The sequence below is a fragment of the Rhodococcus spongiicola genome (genome assembly GCF_004011835.1).
Lineage (GTDB): Bacteria > Actinomycetota > Actinomycetes > Mycobacteriales > Mycobacteriaceae > Prescottella > Prescottella spongiicola.
Map to the genome: position 1 here is coordinate 256,282 of NZ_RKLN01000002.1, position 17,950 is coordinate 274,231.

Here is a 17,950-nt window from a genome sequence, read left to right on the forward strand (position 1 = left end):
CAGGTGCTCAGTCCTGTTCAGGGAGCACACCCGGCGGCTATTCCTGGAGCTGCTTTCCGTGTGGCGTGATCGCGTCGAGGTCGGGATGCGGCGGTGGTGGCAGGAACCGCGCGATCACAAGCATGTAGATCCCGGAGCCGACGAGGCCGCCGATGATGGGTGCGACTATCGGAATCCAGAAGTATGGGTAGCCGGATGGGTCGGTGAACGCGGTCGCGTAGCCCGTCAGGTACGACGCGAGTCGGGGCCCGAAGTCGCGGGCGGGGTTGATCGCGTAACCGGCGTTGGCGCCCCAGGCCATACCGATCGCTACGACGACCAGTCCGATCATGAACGGTGCGAGGTTGGCAGCCGGGGAGGTGTTTCGCCGGTCGATGATCGCGAAGACCAGCAGCACCAGGATCGCGGTCCCGATGATCTGGTCGGTGAAAGCGCCCATGACACTCACCGGGAGGGTGCCGTTGCCGGGCAGGGTGGAGAAGACGGTCTGCGTCGCGCTCGTGTGCTCGGGGTCGGCCGCGGCGAGCAGGTCGGCGTAGCCCACCCGCACCACGAGTGCCCCGACGAATGCCCCGAACGTCTGCGCCACGACGTACAGCGGTACCTTGCGCCAAGGGAAGTCGCCGAAGGTCGCGAAGGCCACGGTCACCGCGGGATTGATGTGGGCACCGCTCGTCCGGGAGGCGATGTAGATGGCCAGTGCCACCCCTAAACCCCAAGCCCAGGCGATGGTGTTGTAGTCGCCGACACTGTTGCCGCCGGCAACGACCTGTGCAACTGCACCGCAGCCGATCATGATCAGGACCATGGTGGCGAGAAACTCTGCGGCCAGTTCGCCGAAGAGTCCGAACTCTTTGAACTTTTGCACTGGCAATACTCCCTGTTACGGCTGCTCGGCAACCCCCGCTACCTCTGGTGACCGGGGCTGGCCGCACAACGGGCTGGAGTGACTTGCATCACGCATGTACTCGACGTTATTGGGCGCTGTCCTTCGTCCGCAACAGGACCAGTCCGAATGGTTCTCGATGAGAGTCCGCGCCGGGAGCGGCTCCTCGTGTTCGCCGATGACCCCGGATGACGCCCGAGCACTGCCTCACACGACACGCCGACACTTCATGACACGTTCGGGAACACACGACCCCCTCGGACTGTTGAAAAGTCGCGAATGCTGGATCAATGAAGGGAGTGGGTCGTGCCGGTGTCCTGCGCTGAATCTGTTCGTCCGGGGATCGAGCTGGCGTCGGTGATCAAGACGCACCCAGGGGTCGAGCCTGCAATGGCGGTAGCCTTGACCCCTACGGCAAGCGAAGGGACCAGCGTGCTGGACGACCATGAACCCGGGGACAGATCCAAGCGAGATGAGCCGGAGTCCCAGGATCGGCTGATCGAACGGTTCGAGCGCGACGCGCTCCCGCTCCTCGATCAGCTGTACGGCGCGGCGCTGCGCATGACCCGCAACCCGGCCGACGCCGAGGACTTGGTCCAGGAGACGTACGTGAAGGCCTACTCGGCATTCAGTTCGTTCCAGGAGGGAACGAACCTCAAGGCCTGGCTCTACCGCATCCTTACGAACACCTACATCAACTCCTACCGCAAGAAGCAGCGTCAGCCGGCGCAGTACCCCACCGACGAGATCACCGACTGGCAGCTCGCCGCGACCGCGGAGCACACGTCGACCGGTCTGCGGTCAGCCGAGGTCGAGGCTCTCGATGCACTGCCGGATGACGACATCAAGGCAGCGTTGCAGGAGCTTCCCGAAGAGTTCCGGATGGCGGTCTACTACGCCGACGTCGAAGGGTTCCACTACAAGGAGATCGCCGAGATCATGGGCACACCGATCGGTACCGTGATGTCGCGGCTGCATCGTGGGCGTAAACAGCTCCGCGGGCTTCTTGCCGACGTCGCCCGGGAACGCGGATTCAACCGCGGTGCAGCGGAGCAGGAGGTTTCGCGGTGACCGGGCAGAACGAATTCGAGCAACTGGATTGTTCGGCAGTGATCGCGGATGTGTGGTTGCTCCTCGATCACGAATGCGACGAACGCGCCCGAGCGCGACTCCAGCACCACCTCGACACGTGCCGTGCGTGTTTCGAGGTGTACGGCATCGAGGAGAAGGTCAAGAGCCTCATCAGCCGCAAGTGCGGTGGTGAGCGTGCCCCTGAGGGACTGCGCGAACGGTTGTCGATCGAGATCCGGCGCACGGTGATCCTCACCGAGTCGGACCTGGTCGCCGACGGTGAGAGCGAGGACTGACTCCCGCGGTTGACGTGTGGCCTGCCCGCCGAGGAGGTGGCCCAGACGAACTCCGGGGCCGGTGAGCAATTCGTGCTCACCGGCCCCGGAGTTGGCTTGTATGCGTCTCAGGCGTTGGGACGCTTGCCGTGGTTGGCGGCGTTGCCCTTACGGCTGCGCTTCTTACGGCCACGCTTACCCATGAGTAGCTCCCTTCCATGTCGAACTCGGGCTCGTGCCAGTGTTTCACGTGTGGTTGGCTGTGGTTGCATTGGCTGGTCTCCGACAGTCCACGAAGAGTGAGGTGCCAGGTGGCAGAAGATGTGCGCGCCGAGATGGTCTCGACCGTCTACCAGGTCGTTGTGAGCGAGGGTGAAGACGTGAACGAGGGCGACACCCTAGTGATTCTCGAGTCGATGAAGATGGAGATCCCAGTGCTCGCAGAGGTCGCCGGGACGGTTACATCTGTGGACGTGAAGGTCGGCGACGTCATCCAGCAGGGTGACCTGATCGCCACCATCGGCTGATCGCGGGAAGCGCCCCGGAGCCTGGCAGATGTCGACCCTGAGCGACCTGCTCGCCGAGCACACCGACCTTCCCGGAAACGCGGTCGATCATCTGCAGCAGGTGGTGGGCGAATGGCAACTGCTCGCGGACCTCTCCTTCGCCGACATTCTGCTGTGGGTGGCGACCGAGCGGCAGGACGACCGGGCGCAGACGGTCGACTCCGAGCCGCTCACCGTCGTGTGCGTCGCGCAGTGCCGCCCGACGACGGCATCCACTGCGTTCCCGGACGACGCCGTCGGGTCCGAGGTATCCGAGTCGGAACATCCGCAGGTCCTCGAGGCGCTCCTCGGGGGCGAGATCGTCACCGAGGTCGACAATTCGTTGCCTGGCGGGACCCCGCTGCGACGGGAAGCCGTACCGGTGCGCTGCGACGGCGAGGTGATCGCTGTGCTCAGTCGGGACACCAACCTGGCTCAGCAGCGGGCGCAGAGCCCGCTCGAGGTCGCTTACCTCGATTGCGCGGCCATCCTGTGTCAGATGATCAGTGAGGGAACGTTTCCCAACCCTGAGATCCGCTCGGACACCAATTCCAGTCCGCGCGCCGGGGACGGGTTCATCCGCCTCGACCCCGAGGGCCGCGTCGTCTACGCAAGCCCGAACGCGTTGTCCGCGTATCACCGGATGGGTCTCAATTCCGACCTGATAGGCCAGGACCTCGCCAGCACGACCCGTTCGCTCATGACGGATCCGTTCGAGTCGCAGGAGGTGGCCGACTACATCAGCGGTACCGTGGCCGGCCGACTGGGGCTCCGCAAGGAAATAGAGGCTCGTGGCGCGATTGTGTTGCTGCGGGCACTCGTGCTCGAGCAGCACGGTCAGGTTGTCGGTGCCGCCGTCGTGATCCGTGACGTCACGGAGGTCAAGCGTCGTGATCGTGCCCTGCTCAGCAAGGACGCGACGATTCGCGAAATCCACCACCGGGTGAAGAACAATCTTCAGACGGTGGCAGCGCTGTTGCGCCTGCAGGCTCGCCGCACCGGTAACGAGGAGGCCCGGCAGGCGCTCAGCGAGTCGGTCCGACGCGTCACGTCCATTGCGCTGGTTCACGAGACGCTGTCGATGTCCGTGGACGAGGAAGTGGACCTCGACGAGGTGGTCGATCGACTCGTCCCGATCATCTCCGACGTGGCGTCGGTCAACATCCCTATCGAGATCGAGCGCGTGGGCAGCCTCGGTGTGTTCTCGGCCGAGCGCGCCACGCCGCTGGTGATGGTGCTGACCGAATTGGTGCAGAACGCGATCGAGCACGCCTTCGATCCGGATCAGCCGGGCACCGTGTATTTGCGAGCCGATCGCTCGGCGCGCTGGCTAGACGTGGTCATTCACGATGACGGACGTGGCCTGCCCGACGGGTTCAGCCTCGAGAAGTCCGATCGACTCGGACTGCAGATCGTGCGCACCCTGGTCGGGGCAGAACTCGGCGGATCACTCGGGTTGCGCCCGTCCCCGGGCGGTGGCACCGACGCAGTTCTGCGCGTCCCTCTCGGTAGGCGGCCGTTACGCTCCTGAACTGCCCAGCCCTGAACTGCCCAGCCCTGAACTGACCGGCCCTGACACGACTGAGGCCCGACACCATCCGGTGTCGGGCCTCACAGTTGCGGTCTGTGGAATCAGACGGCGCTCCGCGCCCTGGTGCGGGCGTTGCGGCGCTTGAGGGCGCGGCGCTCATCCTCGCTCATGCCGCCCCAGACGCCGGCGTCCTGGCCGGACTCGAGGGCCCATGACAGGCACTCCGCGGTCACCGGGCACCGATTACACACCACCTTGGCATCTGCAATCTGCGCGAGAGCCGGGCCGCTGTTTCCCACCGGGAAGAACAGTTCGGGGTCCTCGTCACGACAGATAGCGTTGTGGCGCCAGTCCATCCTTCTACTCCTTAACGTGGGTGCAGTGTGCACCGCCATGTATTTACAAGTTCATGGTGCTTACTTGGAGGTTTCAGCACGGTTACTTGTGAATGCTTTCACGAACCGGGGGGAAGTCAATAGATTCCGGCTGCACCGTGGGCAAGCTCACTCGGTTAGGTTCCCCTATGTGGCCCTCGTCCTTTCTACACCCACCTGGTCATATATGCACCCCCAACAGGGCGAATTGGGTAATGTGAGCCACTTGTCACCCGCCTGGATCCGGGCAATCGGGGCGTCGATTCACCGGGTCACCGGGCCTGCCCGGGCACCCCTCAGTTCGCTGGTGGCGCGACGACCGTGAGTACGTCGGCAACTGCGGTGAATGTCACGTCGGAGCGGAGACCGATATAGTCGCCGTCCATTTGAAGTCCGATCGGTGTACTCGACTGGATACGGATTTGTGAGAGATCGTCGAAACGAATCAATGAACGTGATCTGGGCGATAATCCGGCCGAAAGTAGTTGACGAACGACGCGCAAGCTGGGAAAGACCCGCATCGTCCGCATCGCGAAGAGCCCGAGCCCCGTGTCGAAGCTCGTCCCAGGATTCGTATGAACCTCGCGTTTGTTCAAGTACGTCCATGGCGTGGTGTTCGACACGAATGCATAGTGGGCGCCCTCGATGGGTTCACGGTCGGGAAGCTCGATCCTCAATGTCGGAGCCTCACGCTTGGCCCGGAAGAAAGCCCGGACAGCATGCCGTACGTACCGGCCGGGGGTGACGGGTTTGCCGTTGCTCCGCCCGTGATCGACGGCCTCGCACACCTGAGCGTCGATACCCATGCCTGCGTTGAAGGTGAACCAGCGGTTGTCGCAGTGGCCGAGTCCGACGGTTCGACGGCGGCGCAGGGCAAGCAAGTCGATCAACTGATTTGTGGCATCGACCGGATCTGCGGCGATTCCGAGGGAGCGGGCAAACACGTTCGCGGAACCGCCGGGAACCACCGCGAGGAGTGGGACGGCGCCGACCGGTACCGACCGCATGGACCTGGGGTGCGGATCACCGAGTAAGCCGTTGACGACCTCGTTGACCGTGCCGTCGCCACCGTGGACGATGATCAGCCCGATGCCGTCTGTGCGTGCCTGCGCTGCCAGATCGGCAGCGTGACCGCGGTGCGTCGTGTGCGCCACCGTCAGTTTCACGCGACTCGACAGCGCGTGCGCGAGCAGGTCGCGTCCCGCCGGCGTGGTCGAGGTGGCGTTGGGATTGACGATCAGGAGCGCATGCACGGGGGATCAGCCTAGCCGGATCACACCGCTGTATAGGCTGGCTGCGTGTCGAACCAGCCTGCGCCCGTCCCGACTCCCAGTACGGTCCTCGGGGCCGGTGTACTCGTGACCCTCGAGGGCGCGATCGCTGTGGGCGCCGCGATCGTCCTGACGGTGCGCGGACTGCTCGGACACGACCAGAGCGTGGTCAGCGGATACGGCACCGCGGCATGGTTCGCGATCCTCGGCGGCGCGGTACTCGCTGCGGGAATCGGACTTCTCCGCGGGCAGCGCTGGGGGCGCACGATCGCGCTCGTCGCCCAATTACTCCTGCTGCCCGTCGCGTGGTACGTGCTCTCCTCACACCAAGTGTTTTGGGGCGTCCTGCTGGGGCTGGTGGTGATTTCGGCGCTCGTGATGTTGTTCGCGCCCGGTACCTCACGGTGGATGGCCGTGGGCTACGGTGCGCCGGACGCACCATCCGACGACGAGTCGGCCTCCTAGGTCGCTGAGTTTGCAGGTCGCCGACCTGCAGGTTACCGAGACTGCGGGGTCACCGAGCCTGGGCTGCCAGTTCCGCCAGCGCATTGCCGCTGAGCCGGTAGGCGGTCCACTCGTCCTGTGCGACCGCGCCCAGGGACTCGTAGAAGCTGATCGACGGCGCGTTCCAGTCGAGCACCGACCACGTCAGCCTCGTGTAACCCTTTGTGGCGCACTCCTCGGCGAGCGCTGCCAGCAGGGCCGTACCGTACCCCCGGCCGCGGTGTTCGGGCGCGACGAAGAGGTCCTCGAGGTAGATGCCGTGGACGCCGTCCCACGTCGAGAAGTTACGGAACCAGATCGCCGTTCCCACGACCTGCGGCCCGTCCGCAGCCGCGACTTCCACGACGTGTGCGAACACCGCCGGTTCCGGACTGAACAGGGCAGCCTCGATCTGCGCTGGCGCCACCGTGCACTCGTGTCGCGCCTTCTCGTACTCGGCTAGTCCGTAGATCAGGTCGGTGATCGCCGGGACGTCGGCGGGCTCGGCGCGGCGGATGGACGCAGCGGTTTCCGAAAATCCTGAATTCGTAGGGGAACTCACTCGGTACCTACTTCCGGGGTCACGTTGTGGGTGACGATCGTGCGGAACCCGTGCTCGTAGCTCAGTACTGTGAGCCCGGCCGGAGCGAGCGTGACCCGCCGTCCTTCCGAAACCGGTAGCTCGATCCAGCGAGCGATCAGAGCGCGGGAGAAGTGGCCGTGCCCCACCAGGAGCACGTCACGGTCGGCGAGTGTGGCCTCGCACGTGCCGAGGACCATGTCGGCGCGGGAACTGACCATGTCTTGGGTCTCGCCGCCTGGGCACGGGTGAGTCCATACCGTCCAGTGCGGGATCTGCCGGCGGATCTCGGGCGTGGTGAGTCCTTCGAGTTCGCCGTAGTCCCATTCAGCCAGTGCGTCCCACTGTTGAACCCCGACCAGTCCTGCGAGCGTCGCGGTGACGTGCGCCCGTTGGCGCGGGCTGCTCACGACGAGCGGGTCGCGGAGTTCGAGCGAGGACACGAGCGCACCGGCCGCACGGGCCTGCTCGGCGCCGCGCTCCGTGAGTGGAACGTCGGTGGTGCTGGTGTGCCGACCGAGGCGGGCCCACTCCGTCTCTCCGTGTCGGAGCAGGACGAGTCGTCGGTCGGTTCCGGTCATGGATTCATCATGCCGGGTGTGGCGGAATGCTCACGCTCGGGCCTCGAGTACGCAAGGATCGAAGCCGTGACGACGGTACTGGCGGTAGCGAATCAAAAGGGTGGAGTAGCCAAGACCACGACGGTCGCTTCACTGGGGGCGGCGCTCGTGGACCTGGGTCAGCGGGTGCTGGTCGTGGACCTCGATCCGCAGGGGTGCCTGACGTTCTCGTTGGGCCACAACCCCGATCGGTTGGACAAGTCCGTCCACGATGTACTGACGGGGGACACGGCGGCGAAGGACGTACTGCTCGCGACCGACGACGGCGTGACACTGCTGCCTGCGACGATCGATCTTGCTGGTGCGGAGGCGCTGTTGCTGATGCGGCCAGGACGGGAGTTCGCACTCAAACGTGCGCTCGCGCCGCTGCTGGATCTGTTCGACGTGGTCGTGATCGACTGTCCGCCGTCCCTGGGGGTGTTGACGCTCAACGGGTTGACGGCGGCCCAGCAGGTGCTCGTACCGCTGCAATGCGAGACGTTGGCGCATCGCGGAGTCGGGCAGTTGCTGCGCACGGTCAAGGAAGTCCAGCAGATCACCAATCCCGACCTAGTCCTGCTCGGGGCCCTGCCGACACTGTACGACGCGCGGACGACCCACAGCAGAGACGTCCTCTCCGACGTCTCGGACCGCTACGACCTTCCCGTCCTCGCGCCACCGATTCCGAGGACCGTCCGCTTCGCCGAGGCGTCGGCATCGGGCGCGACGGTGCTCGTGGGTCGAAAGAACAAGGGGGCTGCGGCGTACCTCGAACTGGCACAGCAGCTTTCGGATCACTGGGTTGGCGGCTCCGACCTCGTCACGTTCTCACCGTTCAAGGGTACGGCCTGACTGATCGGCGGGCTCAGCGCCGGCGCCGTCGAAGGCGCCGGCGGGCCCGCGTCAGTTCGTGAAGTGACGCGTGAGTTCTTCGGGCGTCGGCTCCCACACTTTCGGCCAGTCGTCCTGGCGCAGAAGCGCATCGGTGCCGCCATCGGCGAAGACCACACTGCCGGACAGCAGGGATGCGGCGTCACTGGTGAGGAACTGGAGGAGAGCCGCTATCTCCTCGGGCCGCCCGCGCCGGCCCATCGGGACGGGGTAGAAGTCGATCGCCTTGGCGAGGTTCGGATCCAGATCGGAACCGGACGTCATCGGGGTGTCGATGACGCCTGGCGCCACGGCATTGAGGCGGATACCCGCGCCGATCCAGTCCGGTGTCACCGCTTGCCGCCGCACCCAGCGAGCGAGTGCGAGTTTCGAGGCCGGGTACGCGGGGATCGCACCGACCTTGTCGCCGAGCGTGACCGCCTCCGACTCCCTGTCGTCCAGGCAGGCCGCGACGAGGTTCTCCGGGATCGCCGGTTGGGTGCTGGTACTGCTCGATGAAATCGCGACCGCGAAGGACTGCTCGGCGCGGGCCAGCCAAGGACGCAGTTCCTCGAGGAAGTCGACCGTGCCGAAATAGTTGACCGACACCAACTTTCCTCCGGAGTGTGAGGACAGTGGTCCCAGTCCTGCGCAGCAGACGGCCGCGTGGAGCATGCCGTCGACGGCCTCCACGGCCGCGGCTGCAGCTTGGGTGCGACCGGTCGATGTCGATAGGTCCGCGACGATCTCGGCTCCCGCCAGGTCGACGCCGACGACGTTGTTCCCAGTTCTGCGCAGCAGTTCGACGGTGGCTGCTCCGATTCCGGACGCGGCGCCGGTGACGACGATATTGGCCATGATCGGAATTAGAACACGTTGCACTCTTGGTGCGTGGGTTCTTCGCGCACTTCTCAGCGGAGCGCGACGATCTCGTCACCGCGCTGCTCGAGTACGACGTCTCCGACGACCGATGTCGCGATCGGTGCCGTGTCATTGTTCCGGGTGACGGGGATGCGGCTTTGTTCGACGCCGTTCGTCGGATCGAGGACCGCGATTCCGTCGGGCATCGGCACCAGTAGTGACCCCGCCATGACGGCGCCGGGGCCCAACGCTCCGGTTGCCGCTGTCCAGCTCGGCGTGAGCTCGTTCGCGGACAGCGCTATCAACTCCGCGCCCGTCCACCAGGTGAACACCCCGCCATTGCGGGCGGCAGTCGCAACGGCGCTGACCGGTCCGGCGACCGGATAAGTGGCCACCTCGGTGGCGGTGCCGTCGTAGACCGCGATCCGCCCAGCCGAGGTCGGTCCGGGGGGCACGTACACCGCGGTACGGTCGCCCGACGCGGCGATCAGTCGGGCTCCCGGTGAGCTCGTGATGACATCGGAACCGATCTCCTGCGGCTCCTGGTTGTCCTTCGGGGCGGCCTCGAGCACGCTGAGCCGGTCGCCCACTTCGCCCGGGCAGTGCATCAGGACAGACAACCTGGTGCCGCCGGCCGCTGCCGACAACAGTTCGCACCCGGTCCGCGGCTGCTTGTCGGGATTGATCGGTGCGTCGACTCGCCCGAACTCGAGCGTGCGCACCAGGTCGGAGCGCCACACTTCCATTCGTTCCGAGCCACGCGCGACGACGTAGGTGCCGTCGTGAGACAGCCGCACCGCGTCGTCAGCATCACTGGACCGTTGGGCTTTCCGTTCGCCCGTCGACCCGTCGAGCTGGGTCACCTGGCTACAGCCGCGCTGATCTCGGTAGACGGCAACAACGGTGTTCCAGGCGCCAATAGCCCCGCACAGCGGCATGTTCCGCTGGTAGCGCCACAACTCGGCGCCGGTGAGCCGGTCGCGGCCAGTCACTGTACCGCCGTCGGCCGTCGTGACCGCCCCGCCTGCGACGATGGGGGCAGTCGTTGCCGAACTGGGTGCGCGCCAGATCTCCTTCAGGGTCTCGGGCGGCGACAGCGGCGGAATGGCTTCCGTGGCAGGCGTGTTCGCGGTGATCGAGGTGGTACCGCGAGCGTCGCTGTTGATCCAGACCACTGCTACGGCGACTGCGGCGACGATTGCGATGATCGCGGCGACCGCAACGTCCAGGCGCGTACGACGCTCGGGTGCCAGCACAGGTGGAAGATTACCCGGATCTACTCCGCGGCGGCCGAAACGCTCACCGAGTCACTGTCGGTCGGGCCGGTCGCCGCGCCGGAACGACGCCGCCGGCGACGACGGCGGGGGGCGTCCGACGAGCCGATAGCGCTCTCCGCGGCTTCGACTGGCGCGCCTGCGCGCGTGTCGACCGGCTTGCCGCCGCGCGTGCGTCGACGGACCCGATTGCGCTTGGGTGCGGACTTCTCGGCGTCCTCGGACGATGCGGCGCCATCCTTCGCGGCACGTTCGGCGCGCGGTTTGCGTACCGAACCCTTCGCGTCTGCCGGAATGTCCAGGTCCTCGTACAGGTGCGGTGAACTCGAGTAGGTCTCGACCGGGTCCGCGAGCCCCAATTCGAGCGCCTTGTCGATCATCTGCCAGCGCGGGACGTCGTCCCAGTCCACCAGCGTGACGGCAGTGCCGGTGCGCCCCGCGCGGCCGGTGCGGCCGATCCGGTGCACGTAGGTCTTCTCGTCCTCGGGGCACTGGAAGTTGATGACGTGCGTAACGTCGTCGATGTCGATGCCGCGGGCAGCAACGTCGGTTGCGACGAGCACGTCCACCTTGCCGCTGCGGAATCCCCCGAGCGCCTTCTCGCGAGCGACCTGGTTGAGGTCGCCGTGCACGGCACCTACCTTGAAGCCGCGCTCGTTCAGTTCGTCGGCGACCTTCTGCGCGGTGCGCTTGGTCCGCGTGAAGATCATCGTCGCCCCGCGGCCCTCGGCCTGCAGGATGCGCGCGATCATCTCGGCCTTGTCGAGGGCGTGTGCCCGGTAGACGTGCTGGCTCGTGCGCTCATGCACCGCGGAGGACTCGGGCTCCTCGGCGCGGATGTGCGTGGGTTGGCTCAGGAACGTGCGGGCCAGGGTGATGATCGGCCCCGGCATGGTTGCGGAGAACAGCATGGTCTGGCGGCTGTCGGGGACCATGCCGAGGATGCGCTCGATGTCGGGCAGGAAGCCGAGGTCGAGCATCTCGTCCGCCTCGTCGAGAACCAGGACGCCGATCTTGCCGAGGATCAGATGCTCCTGGTTGGCGAGGTCGAGCAGGCGTCCGGGGGTGCCGACGACGACGTCGACCCCCCTGCGGAGCGCGCTGATTTGCTGCTCGTAAGGCCGACCGCCGTAGATGGACAGGACGCTCAGCGGCTTCTTGTCGGACTTCAGGTACTTGGACGCATTCTCCAGGTCCTGCGTGACCTGGAGGCAGAGTTCACGCGTTGGGACGATGACGAGCGCGCGGGGCGTGCCGTCGAGCGGTGCGGTGCCCGAATCGGCGGTGGAGATGCGGTGGAGCAGTGGGATGCCGAAGCCGAAGGTCTTGCCCATGCCTGTGCGCGCCTGACCGATGAGGTCGTCGCCCGCGAGTGCCAGCGGCAGCGTCAGCTCCTGGATGGCGAAGGTGCGTTCGACTCCGATCTCACCGAGAGCCTTGACGATCTCGTCACGGACACCGAGTTCGGCGAAGGTCGGGGCGGAGTGCGTCTCGTCCAACTGCGCCGAGAGCGTGGTCGCGGTGGCCGCATGGTTGCTGTCTTCGTGGTCGATCGTGATCTTGCTCAGGGAACTGGCCTTCCTCGTATCGGCACGCACGCACGAGGTCGGGGGCCAGGCCGTAAGTCGGCCGATGTCGGTGCCCTCTTGCGTCGGTGCCACCCGGCCATCGTGTCGGCCACTGCGTCAGCGTGAGGACCGGTGTCGGTCTCGGCGAGCAACGGGTGGGCGCCGTCGATCAGGTGCGCGCACATTGTCCGGGAGTTCGTCGCTGTTTCACGTGTTGCTGTTTCACGTGCCTCTGTCTCACGTGCCTCTGTCTCACGCGTCTCTGGCTTCACGTTCGGATCGATCGGATCATCGTGATCGACCACATCGTCCGCCCGGATCGTCTCTGCATTCCAGTTCGGACGTCAGCTCCGGAACCGGGTCTGGAACCTGTGAAACTGTCTGAAGCTACGGTCTCCCGCGACAATTGTAGCGGTTCGAGGCCGACACCCTCGCAGGTTCATGGCCTATGTCACGATTCTCGGCGGGTCCCGTCGACCCTGTGACCGGCACCGTACGGACTAGGCTGTGACCTCATGGGAGCCGATTCGCCAACGTCGTCCGTACCGACCATCGCCGCCGATCACCCCGGTGTGGCAGAACTGTTCGCGGTGCTCGCTTACGGTGAGATCTCGGCGTTCTACCGGTTGGCGGACGACGCTCGGATGGCCCCCACGCTGCAAGGGAAGGTCGCTCTCGCCAGCATGGCGGCGGCGGAGATGTCGCATTTCGAGATCCTGCAGAAGGCGTTGACCGATCGCGGAGTCGAGACCTACGCGGCGATGGCCCCGTTCGTGCGTGCCTTCGACGCCTACCATGCGTCCACAGACCCGTCGACGTGGCTGGAGTCTCTCGTCAAGGCGTACGTCGGCGACGGTATAGCCGCCGACTTCTACCGAGAGATCGCCCACTCCCTCGACCCCGCGGTCGGCGAAATCGTCCGTGAGGTGCTTGCCGAGGTCGGTCACTCCGAGTTCGTCGTCCAAGAGGTGCGAGCTGCGGTGGCTGTCAGCAAGACGGAGAAGGACAGGCTGATGCTGTGGGGTCGCCGGCTACTCGGTGAGGCGATCACTCAGGCGCAGTTCGTGCTGGCGCAGCGGGAGGATCTGACCGATCTGGTGATGAATGCGACCGGCAGCCTCAACGGCGTCGCCGCGTTGTTCGACAACATGCAGGCCAAGCATGCCGAACGGATGGCCGTGCTGGGTCTGGTCTGACTTCGGTCCGAGGTGAAGGTTGCGTGTTCGCTCTCAGCACAGCGGTGGAGCGGGCAGACGAGACGGACACTGCACTAACCTGGCCGGGACAGCCCTAAAGCGCTCGTAGAGTTCGGAGGTTGACCGTGGAGGTCAAGATCGGTGTAACTGACAGCCCGCGTGAGCTCGTCGTCAACAGCGCGCAGACGTCCGACGAGGTGGAATCCCTCGTGACGAACGCGCTCGGCGGTAAGGCGGAGGGTGTCCTCTCACTTGTCGACGACAAGGGACGCAAGTTCCTCGTCCAGGCGAGCCGGATCACCTACGTCGAGATCGGCCCGTCGGACAGCCGCAAGGTCGGATTCGCTCCCGCGAGCTAGACCGAGACGCCGAAGGGGTGCGTAGCAGCGGTAATCCGCGGCTACGCGCCCCTTCGCCTATCCGGGGCCCTGCTGCTCTACTACCTGCTGCCGACCTACTTGCTGCCGACGTGCAACGGCACGTGTGACAGGCCACCCCACGCGAGCGCGACGGTTGTGTCGACGGCCTCTTCCTTGGGAATGGGGCGTGCGGCTTCGAGCCAGTACCTGGCGGTGAATTGACTGGCGCCGACCAATCCGACCGCCAGGATCCGGGCACGGTAGGGGTCGAGGCCCGAGTCGTGCGCAACCAGATCGAAGACGGCATCGACGCATGCTTCAGTGGCTTGCTCGACCCGACGCTGCACCTGCGGTTCGCCCATCAGGTCGGATTCGAACACCAGACGGAAGCCCTGGGTGTCATTGTCGACGAAGTCGAAGAATGCCTGCACGGCTGCCCGGACGCGCTGCTTGTTGTCCGTCGTGGAGCGCAGCGCCTGACGCACACCCGAGATGAGGCTGTCGACATAGCTCTGGAGTACGGCGACGTACAGTTCCAGCTTGCCGGGGAAGTGCTGATACAGGACGGGCTTGCTCACGCCGGCGCACTCGGCGATCTCGTCCATGCCGGCGGCGTGATAGCCGCGGCTGACGAAGACCTCGCTGGCTGCCGCGAGCAACTGGAGGCGCCGTGCATCCCTGGGTAGCCGGGTGCTGCGACGGGCACCCTGACCGTCCGCTTTCGTTGCGGCGCGATCGGCCTTGGTCCGATCTGCGAGTTCAGTCATGTTGCTCCCAATCTGCACAAAGCTACTTCGTTCGGTGTTCGACCTCTCAGGAACGCCTCAGTGAAAGATAAATCATTTGTACGATGCCCGGACGCTTCTCGACGGTATTCGTCGAACCTGACTCGTCCGTACATGTCGATCTCTCGCCAATCGCTTGTCGTGACGGGCCTTACCTTCAGTAAGTATTCCAGCATCTCACTCAGCGCGCGCGTGTGCGAGGCCACCTCTCACAATCCGGCGCGCCGGGTGAAAGGGGACGCGGACTGTGAGATTCTGGCGGGGTGAGTGACCGAGGAGGACCGCGCCTGAGGGCCGCCGTTCCCGAGATGTCCGGCCACCGGACACCGGACGATGCCGGACTTCGTGGTTCCGATCCGGGGCTACTGCCGGACCCGCACGAGCCGCTGCGTGCTCAGTGGGATCCCACTCGCCGTACCAGCAGTCGTCCGCGCGCTCCGCGTCCCGATCGGGGTGTGAAGAAGCAGAGTCGGCTCGGCAGGTTCGTCGCCACATACGGCTGGCGCGCGTACGCGATTCCGATACTGGTGATCGTGACGGTGTTGGTCGTCGTCGACGCGATCCGCGGGGGTGGCGAATCCGAATCCGCCGCGCCGGACGCTCCGGGATTGGGCGAGCTCAGCCATTCCGAGGCCACGGGCATCATCGGTGTTCCGCCACTTGCCGACGGCAACTTCGCAGAGACCATTCCCTCGGGAGCGCTGCCGGACGGTGGACCGTTCGCGGTGGTCGGTGCGCGGACGTGGCACGTCGTCCCGGGAACCACCGGTCAGGTCGGTGAAGGGACCGAGCGGGTGTTCACATACACCGTCGAGATCGAGGACGGCGTCGACACGGCCGGCTTCGGTGGTGACGAGTCGTTCGGCCGGATGGTGGATCAGACGCTCGGCAATCCCAAGAGCTGGACCAACGATCCCCGGTGGGCGTTCCGTCGGATCGATCAGAGCGACCCAGCGTTGGCGCCCGGGGGAGACGGCCCGGACTTCCGGATCTCGCTGACCTCCCAGATGACCATCCGCGAGGCCTGCGGCTACGACATCCAACTCGAGGTGTCCTGCTACAACCCGGGCATCGGGCGGGTGGTGTTGAACGAGCCCCGCTGGGTGCGGGGGGCGATCGCGTTCCAAGGCGACATCGGTTCCTACCGGCAGTACCAGATCAACCACGAGGTCGGGCATGCCATCGGCTACCAGGCACACCAGCCGTGCGAGAGCGAGGGAGGACTGGCGCCGGTGATGATGCAACAGACGTTCGGCACCGCGAACGACGACATCGCCAAGCTCGACCCCGAGGGAGTGGTGCCCATGGACGGCAAGGTGTGCCGCTTCAACCCGTGGCCGTACCCGCGCGGCTGAGCGGCAGGGCCTCACTGTGACCGCCCGGAGCGCCGTCGCCCATATCGGTGACGTCGCGTGCTCCGGTTTCCTGTTCGACATGGACGGCGTCGTCACCGCCACCGCGCGTGTGCACGAGCGAGCCTGGACCCGGCTGTTCGACGGCTTCCTCGAGGAGCGCGGCCGGGGAGAGGCGCCATTCTCCGCCGACGACTATCTTGAATATGTCGACGGCCGCCCCCGTGTCGACGGCGTGACGTCGTTCCTTGCGTCGCGCTCGATCGAGATCCCGCACGGAACGCCGTCGGATCCACCGACCGCGCATACGGTGTGCGGGCTCGCGGCACGCAAAGATGAGATGTTTCTTCATGAACTCGACGAGCACGGGGTCGAGGCATTCCCCGGCACGGTGGCATTGATCCGGAGACTGCGTGCGGCGCACGTGGCGGTTGCCCTCGTGACCGCGAGCCGCAACGCGGTGCGTGTGCTCGACGCCGCGGGGCTGACCGACCTTTTCGACGCCCGCGTCGACGGCCTCGACGTCGACCGGCTGTCACTTGCCGGCAAGCCCGAGCCGGAGACATACCTCGAGGCGGCTCGGCGGCTGGGCCTCGATGCCGGGACGTGCGTGGTGCTCGAGGACGCGCTGGCGGGCGTGGAGGCCGGCCGGCGTGGCGGGTTCGCGGTGGTCGTCGGTGTCGATCGCACCCATCACGCCGATGCACTCCGCGAGGCCGGAGCCGACGTCGTGGTGCCGGACCTGAGCGATCTCGAGGTGCGGTTCGCGGCAGCATAGGCTGGATAAGAGGGTTGACCGGTCGATGTCAGGAGCGTGTGGTGCCTGCAAGGAGTTCACTTCCGCCGTTGGTGGAGCCGGCGGCGGAGCTGAGCCGTGAGGAGGTGGCGCGCTACAGCCGCCACCTGATCATTCCCGACATCGGTACGACGGGGCAGAAGCGGCTGAAGAACGCCCGCGTGTTGGTGATCGGTGCCGGCGGGCTGGGTTCGCCCACGTTGATGTACCTCGCAGCGGCCGGGGTCGGGACGATCGGCATCGTCGACTTCGACGTGGTCGACGAGTCGAACCTGCAGCGGCAGGTCATCCATGGCACCGCCGACGTGGGGCGGTCGAAGGCTCTGAGCGCTCGCGAGTCCATCCGCGAGATCAACCCGCACGTCGACGTCCGGCTGCACGACTTTCGACTCGATGCGTCGAACGCGGTCGAGGTCTTCGAGCAGTACGACCTGATCCTCGACGGCGCCGACAACTTCGCCACCCGCTACCTGGTGAACGATGCGGCGGTGCTGGCCCACCGTCCGTACGTGTGGGGCTCGATCTACCGGTTCCAGGGACAGGTGTCGGTGTTCTGGGACGACCCCCCGGAGGGCTACGGCGTAACCGGCACCACTCTGCGTGACCTGTACCCGGAAGCGCCGCCGCCGGGAACGGTCCCATCGTGCGCGGAAGGCGGTGTCCTCGGTGTGCTGTGTGCGTCCGTCGGTTCGATCATGGCGACCGAGGCGATCAAGCTGATCACCGGCGTCGGGGAGTCGCTGCTGGGCCGCCTGATGATCCACGACGCGCTGGCGATGAGCTACCGCACGGTGACGCTCAGCCGAGACCCGGATCGGGTGCCGGTCACCGAGCTCGTCGACTACGACGCTTTCTGCGGAGTCGAACCTGTCGCCGACACCGGGCAGGGCTGGGCGATCACCCCGCTCGAGCTGCGGGATTTGATCGACAGCGGCGCCGACATCGCGATCGTGGACGTCCGGGAACCGGTGGAGTGGGACATCGTGCATCTGCCAGGTGCGACGCTGATTCCCAAGGATCGGATCCTGTCCGGTGAGGCCCTCGCGGACCTTCCGCAGGACAAGCGCCTGGTGCTCCACTGCAAGACCGGTATTCGCTCAGCCGAGGCGCTGGTGGCGGTGCGCAGGGCCGGTTTCGCCGACGCCGTGCACCTGCAGGGCGGAGTTGTCGCGTGGGCACATCAGGTCGATCCGTCGCTACCTGTCTACTGACGGCGTTCCACTGAGGGCGTTTCACTGAGGGTGTTCCGGACGCAGCGCGCCTCACCGAATTGG

General features: G+C 65.9%; 21 protein-coding genes. 11 read left to right on the forward strand and 10 right to left on the reverse strand.

Annotated features, from left to right (window positions below):
• Positions 1-37: 37 nt before the first annotated feature.
• A complete protein-coding gene (locus EF834_RS05930) occupies positions 38-868 on the reverse strand; it encodes an MIP/aquaporin family protein (protein ID WP_206615186.1) in 831 nt (276 codons plus the stop codon).
• Positions 869-1,276: 408 nt separating this feature from the next.
• Between EF834_RS05930 and EF834_RS05935 the strand changes: the two genes are divergently transcribed.
• Positions 1,277-1,957: a sigma-70 family RNA polymerase sigma factor gene (locus EF834_RS05935; RefSeq protein WP_235871050.1), complete on the forward strand. Its 681-nt coding sequence runs from the start codon at positions 1,277-1,279 to the stop codon at positions 1,955-1,957.
• Complete coding sequence (rsrA, locus tag EF834_RS05940; RefSeq protein WP_127946301.1) at positions 1,954-2,253, forward strand: mycothiol system anti-sigma-R factor; 300 nt, start codon at positions 1,954-1,956, stop codon at positions 2,251-2,253. The genes EF834_RS05935 and rsrA overlap by 4 nt, the downstream gene beginning before the upstream one ends.
• Before the next feature lie 107 nt (positions 2,254-2,360).
• Here rsrA and EF834_RS18725 read toward each other — a convergent pair whose 3' ends face one another.
• Positions 2,361-2,435, reverse strand: coding sequence for a 50S ribosomal protein bL37 (locus tag EF834_RS18725; RefSeq protein ID WP_022597109.1), 75 nt, complete (start codon positions 2,433-2,435; stop codon positions 2,361-2,363).
• 108 nt (positions 2,436-2,543) lie between these two features.
• Between EF834_RS18725 and EF834_RS05950 the strand changes: the two genes are divergently transcribed.
• Together EF834_RS05950 and EF834_RS05955 are read left to right on the forward strand one after the other, a co-directional pair.
• Complete coding sequence (locus EF834_RS05950) at positions 2,544-2,759, forward strand: biotin/lipoyl-binding carrier protein (protein ID WP_127946302.1); 216 nt, start codon at positions 2,544-2,546, stop codon at positions 2,757-2,759.
• Between the two features lie 28 nt (positions 2,760-2,787).
• Complete coding sequence (locus EF834_RS05955; protein WP_127946303.1) at positions 2,788-4,308, forward strand: sensor histidine kinase; 1,521 nt, start codon at positions 2,788-2,790, stop codon at positions 4,306-4,308.
• Positions 4,309-4,409: 101 nt separating this feature from the next.
• Here EF834_RS05955 and EF834_RS05960 read toward each other — a convergent pair whose 3' ends face one another.
• Complete coding sequence (locus tag EF834_RS05960; protein ID WP_127946304.1) at positions 4,410-4,664, reverse strand: WhiB family transcriptional regulator; 255 nt, start codon at positions 4,662-4,664, stop codon at positions 4,410-4,412.
• Positions 4,665-4,978: 314 nt separating this feature from the next.
• Entirely contained in the window at positions 4,979-5,935 is a 957-nt protein-coding gene (locus EF834_RS05965) for a diacylglycerol/lipid kinase family protein (RefSeq protein ID WP_127946305.1), read from the reverse strand.
• 45 nt (positions 5,936-5,980) lie between these two features.
• On the opposite strand from EF834_RS05965, the gene EF834_RS05970 reads away from it, so the two are divergent.
• Positions 5,981-6,418: a hypothetical protein gene (locus tag EF834_RS05970; protein ID WP_127946306.1), complete on the forward strand. Its 438-nt coding sequence runs from the start codon at positions 5,981-5,983 to the stop codon at positions 6,416-6,418.
• A 49-nt stretch (positions 6,419-6,467) separates the two neighbouring features.
• Here EF834_RS05970 and EF834_RS05975 read toward each other — a convergent pair whose 3' ends face one another.
• Complete coding sequence (locus tag EF834_RS05975; RefSeq protein ID WP_235871019.1) at positions 6,468-6,998, reverse strand: GNAT family N-acetyltransferase; 531 nt, start codon at positions 6,996-6,998, stop codon at positions 6,468-6,470.
• A complete protein-coding gene (locus EF834_RS05980) occupies positions 6,995-7,597 on the reverse strand; it encodes an acid phosphatase (RefSeq protein ID WP_127946307.1) in 603 nt (200 codons plus the stop codon). Before EF834_RS05980 ends, EF834_RS05975 begins: the two co-directional genes overlap by 4 nt.
• Positions 7,598-7,663: 66 nt before the next feature.
• Between EF834_RS05980 and EF834_RS05985 the strand changes: the two genes are divergently transcribed.
• Complete coding sequence (locus EF834_RS05985) at positions 7,664-8,467, forward strand: ParA family protein (protein WP_127946308.1); 804 nt, start codon at positions 7,664-7,666, stop codon at positions 8,465-8,467.
• Positions 8,468-8,518: 51 nt separating this feature from the next.
• Here the strand turns inward: EF834_RS05985 and EF834_RS05990 are convergent, their stop codons facing one another.
• The 3 genes from EF834_RS05990 to EF834_RS06000 are packed head-to-tail and all read right to left on the reverse strand — an operon-like array spanning position 8,519 to position 12,218.
• Complete coding sequence (locus EF834_RS05990; RefSeq protein ID WP_127946309.1) at positions 8,519-9,343, reverse strand: SDR family oxidoreductase; 825 nt, start codon at positions 9,341-9,343, stop codon at positions 8,519-8,521.
• A gap of 53 nt (positions 9,344-9,396) precedes the next feature.
• Complete coding sequence (locus tag EF834_RS05995) at positions 9,397-10,602, reverse strand: Rv3212 family protein (protein ID WP_127946310.1); 1,206 nt, start codon at positions 10,600-10,602, stop codon at positions 9,397-9,399.
• A gap of 20 nt (positions 10,603-10,622) precedes the next feature.
• Positions 10,623-12,218: a DEAD/DEAH box helicase gene (locus EF834_RS06000; RefSeq protein ID WP_127946710.1), complete on the reverse strand. Its 1,596-nt coding sequence runs from the start codon at positions 12,216-12,218 to the stop codon at positions 10,623-10,625.
• A gap of 485 nt (positions 12,219-12,703) precedes the next feature.
• On the opposite strand from EF834_RS06000, the gene EF834_RS06005 reads away from it, so the two are divergent.
• On the forward strand, positions 12,704-13,384 hold the full coding sequence (locus EF834_RS06005; protein ID WP_127946311.1) for a ferritin-like fold-containing protein: 681 nt from the start codon (positions 12,704-12,706) through the stop codon (positions 13,382-13,384).
• A 125-nt stretch (positions 13,385-13,509) separates the two neighbouring features.
• Positions 13,510-13,743: a DUF3107 domain-containing protein gene (locus EF834_RS06010; protein ID WP_127946312.1), complete on the forward strand. Its 234-nt coding sequence runs from the start codon at positions 13,510-13,512 to the stop codon at positions 13,741-13,743.
• A 95-nt stretch (positions 13,744-13,838) separates the two neighbouring features.
• Here EF834_RS06010 and EF834_RS06015 read toward each other — a convergent pair whose 3' ends face one another.
• A complete protein-coding gene (locus EF834_RS06015) occupies positions 13,839-14,510 on the reverse strand; it encodes a TetR/AcrR family transcriptional regulator (RefSeq protein ID WP_127946313.1) in 672 nt (223 codons plus the stop codon).
• A 281-nt stretch (positions 14,511-14,791) separates the two neighbouring features.
• On the opposite strand from EF834_RS06015, the gene EF834_RS06020 reads away from it, so the two are divergent.
• The 3 genes from EF834_RS06020 to moeZ are packed head-to-tail and all read left to right on the forward strand — an operon-like array spanning position 14,792 to position 17,887.
• Positions 14,792-15,883, forward strand: coding sequence for a DUF3152 domain-containing protein (locus EF834_RS06020; protein WP_206615188.1), 1,092 nt, complete (start codon positions 14,792-14,794; stop codon positions 15,881-15,883).
• A gap of 16 nt (positions 15,884-15,899) precedes the next feature.
• Positions 15,900-16,658 (forward strand): HAD family hydrolase, encoded by a 759-nt coding sequence (locus tag EF834_RS06025; RefSeq protein WP_127946314.1) that lies wholly within the window; start codon positions 15,900-15,902, stop codon positions 16,656-16,658.
• A gap of 41 nt (positions 16,659-16,699) precedes the next feature.
• A complete protein-coding gene (moeZ, locus tag EF834_RS06030) occupies positions 16,700-17,887 on the forward strand; it encodes an adenylyltransferase/sulfurtransferase MoeZ (RefSeq protein WP_127946315.1) in 1,188 nt (395 codons plus the stop codon).
• Positions 17,888-17,950: the final 63 nt, after the last annotated feature.

Bases quoted from the DNA above. Each gene is read 5' to 3' on its own strand.
- EF834_RS05935 (WP_235871050.1), top strand. From the start codon at position 1,277: ATGGCGGTAGCCTTGACCCCTACGGCAAGCGAAGGGACCAGCGTGCTG.
- EF834_RS05955 (WP_127946303.1), top strand. From the start codon at position 2,788: ATGTCGACCCTGAGCGACCTGCTCGCCGAGCACACCGACCTTCCCGGA.
- EF834_RS05960 (WP_127946304.1), bottom strand. From the start codon at position 4,664: ATGGACTGGCGCCACAACGCTATCTGTCGTGACGAGGACCCCGAACTG.
- EF834_RS05980 (WP_127946307.1), bottom strand. From the start codon at position 7,597: ATGACCGGAACCGACCGACGACTCGTCCTGCTCCGACACGGAGAGACG.
- EF834_RS05990 (WP_127946309.1), bottom strand. From the start codon at position 9,343: ATGGCCAATATCGTCGTCACCGGCGCCGCGTCCGGAATCGGAGCAGCC.
- EF834_RS06005 (WP_127946311.1), top strand. From the start codon at position 12,704: ATGGGAGCCGATTCGCCAACGTCGTCCGTACCGACCATCGCCGCCGAT.
- EF834_RS06015 (WP_127946313.1), bottom strand. From the start codon at position 14,510: ATGACTGAACTCGCAGATCGGACCAAGGCCGATCGCGCCGCAACGAAA.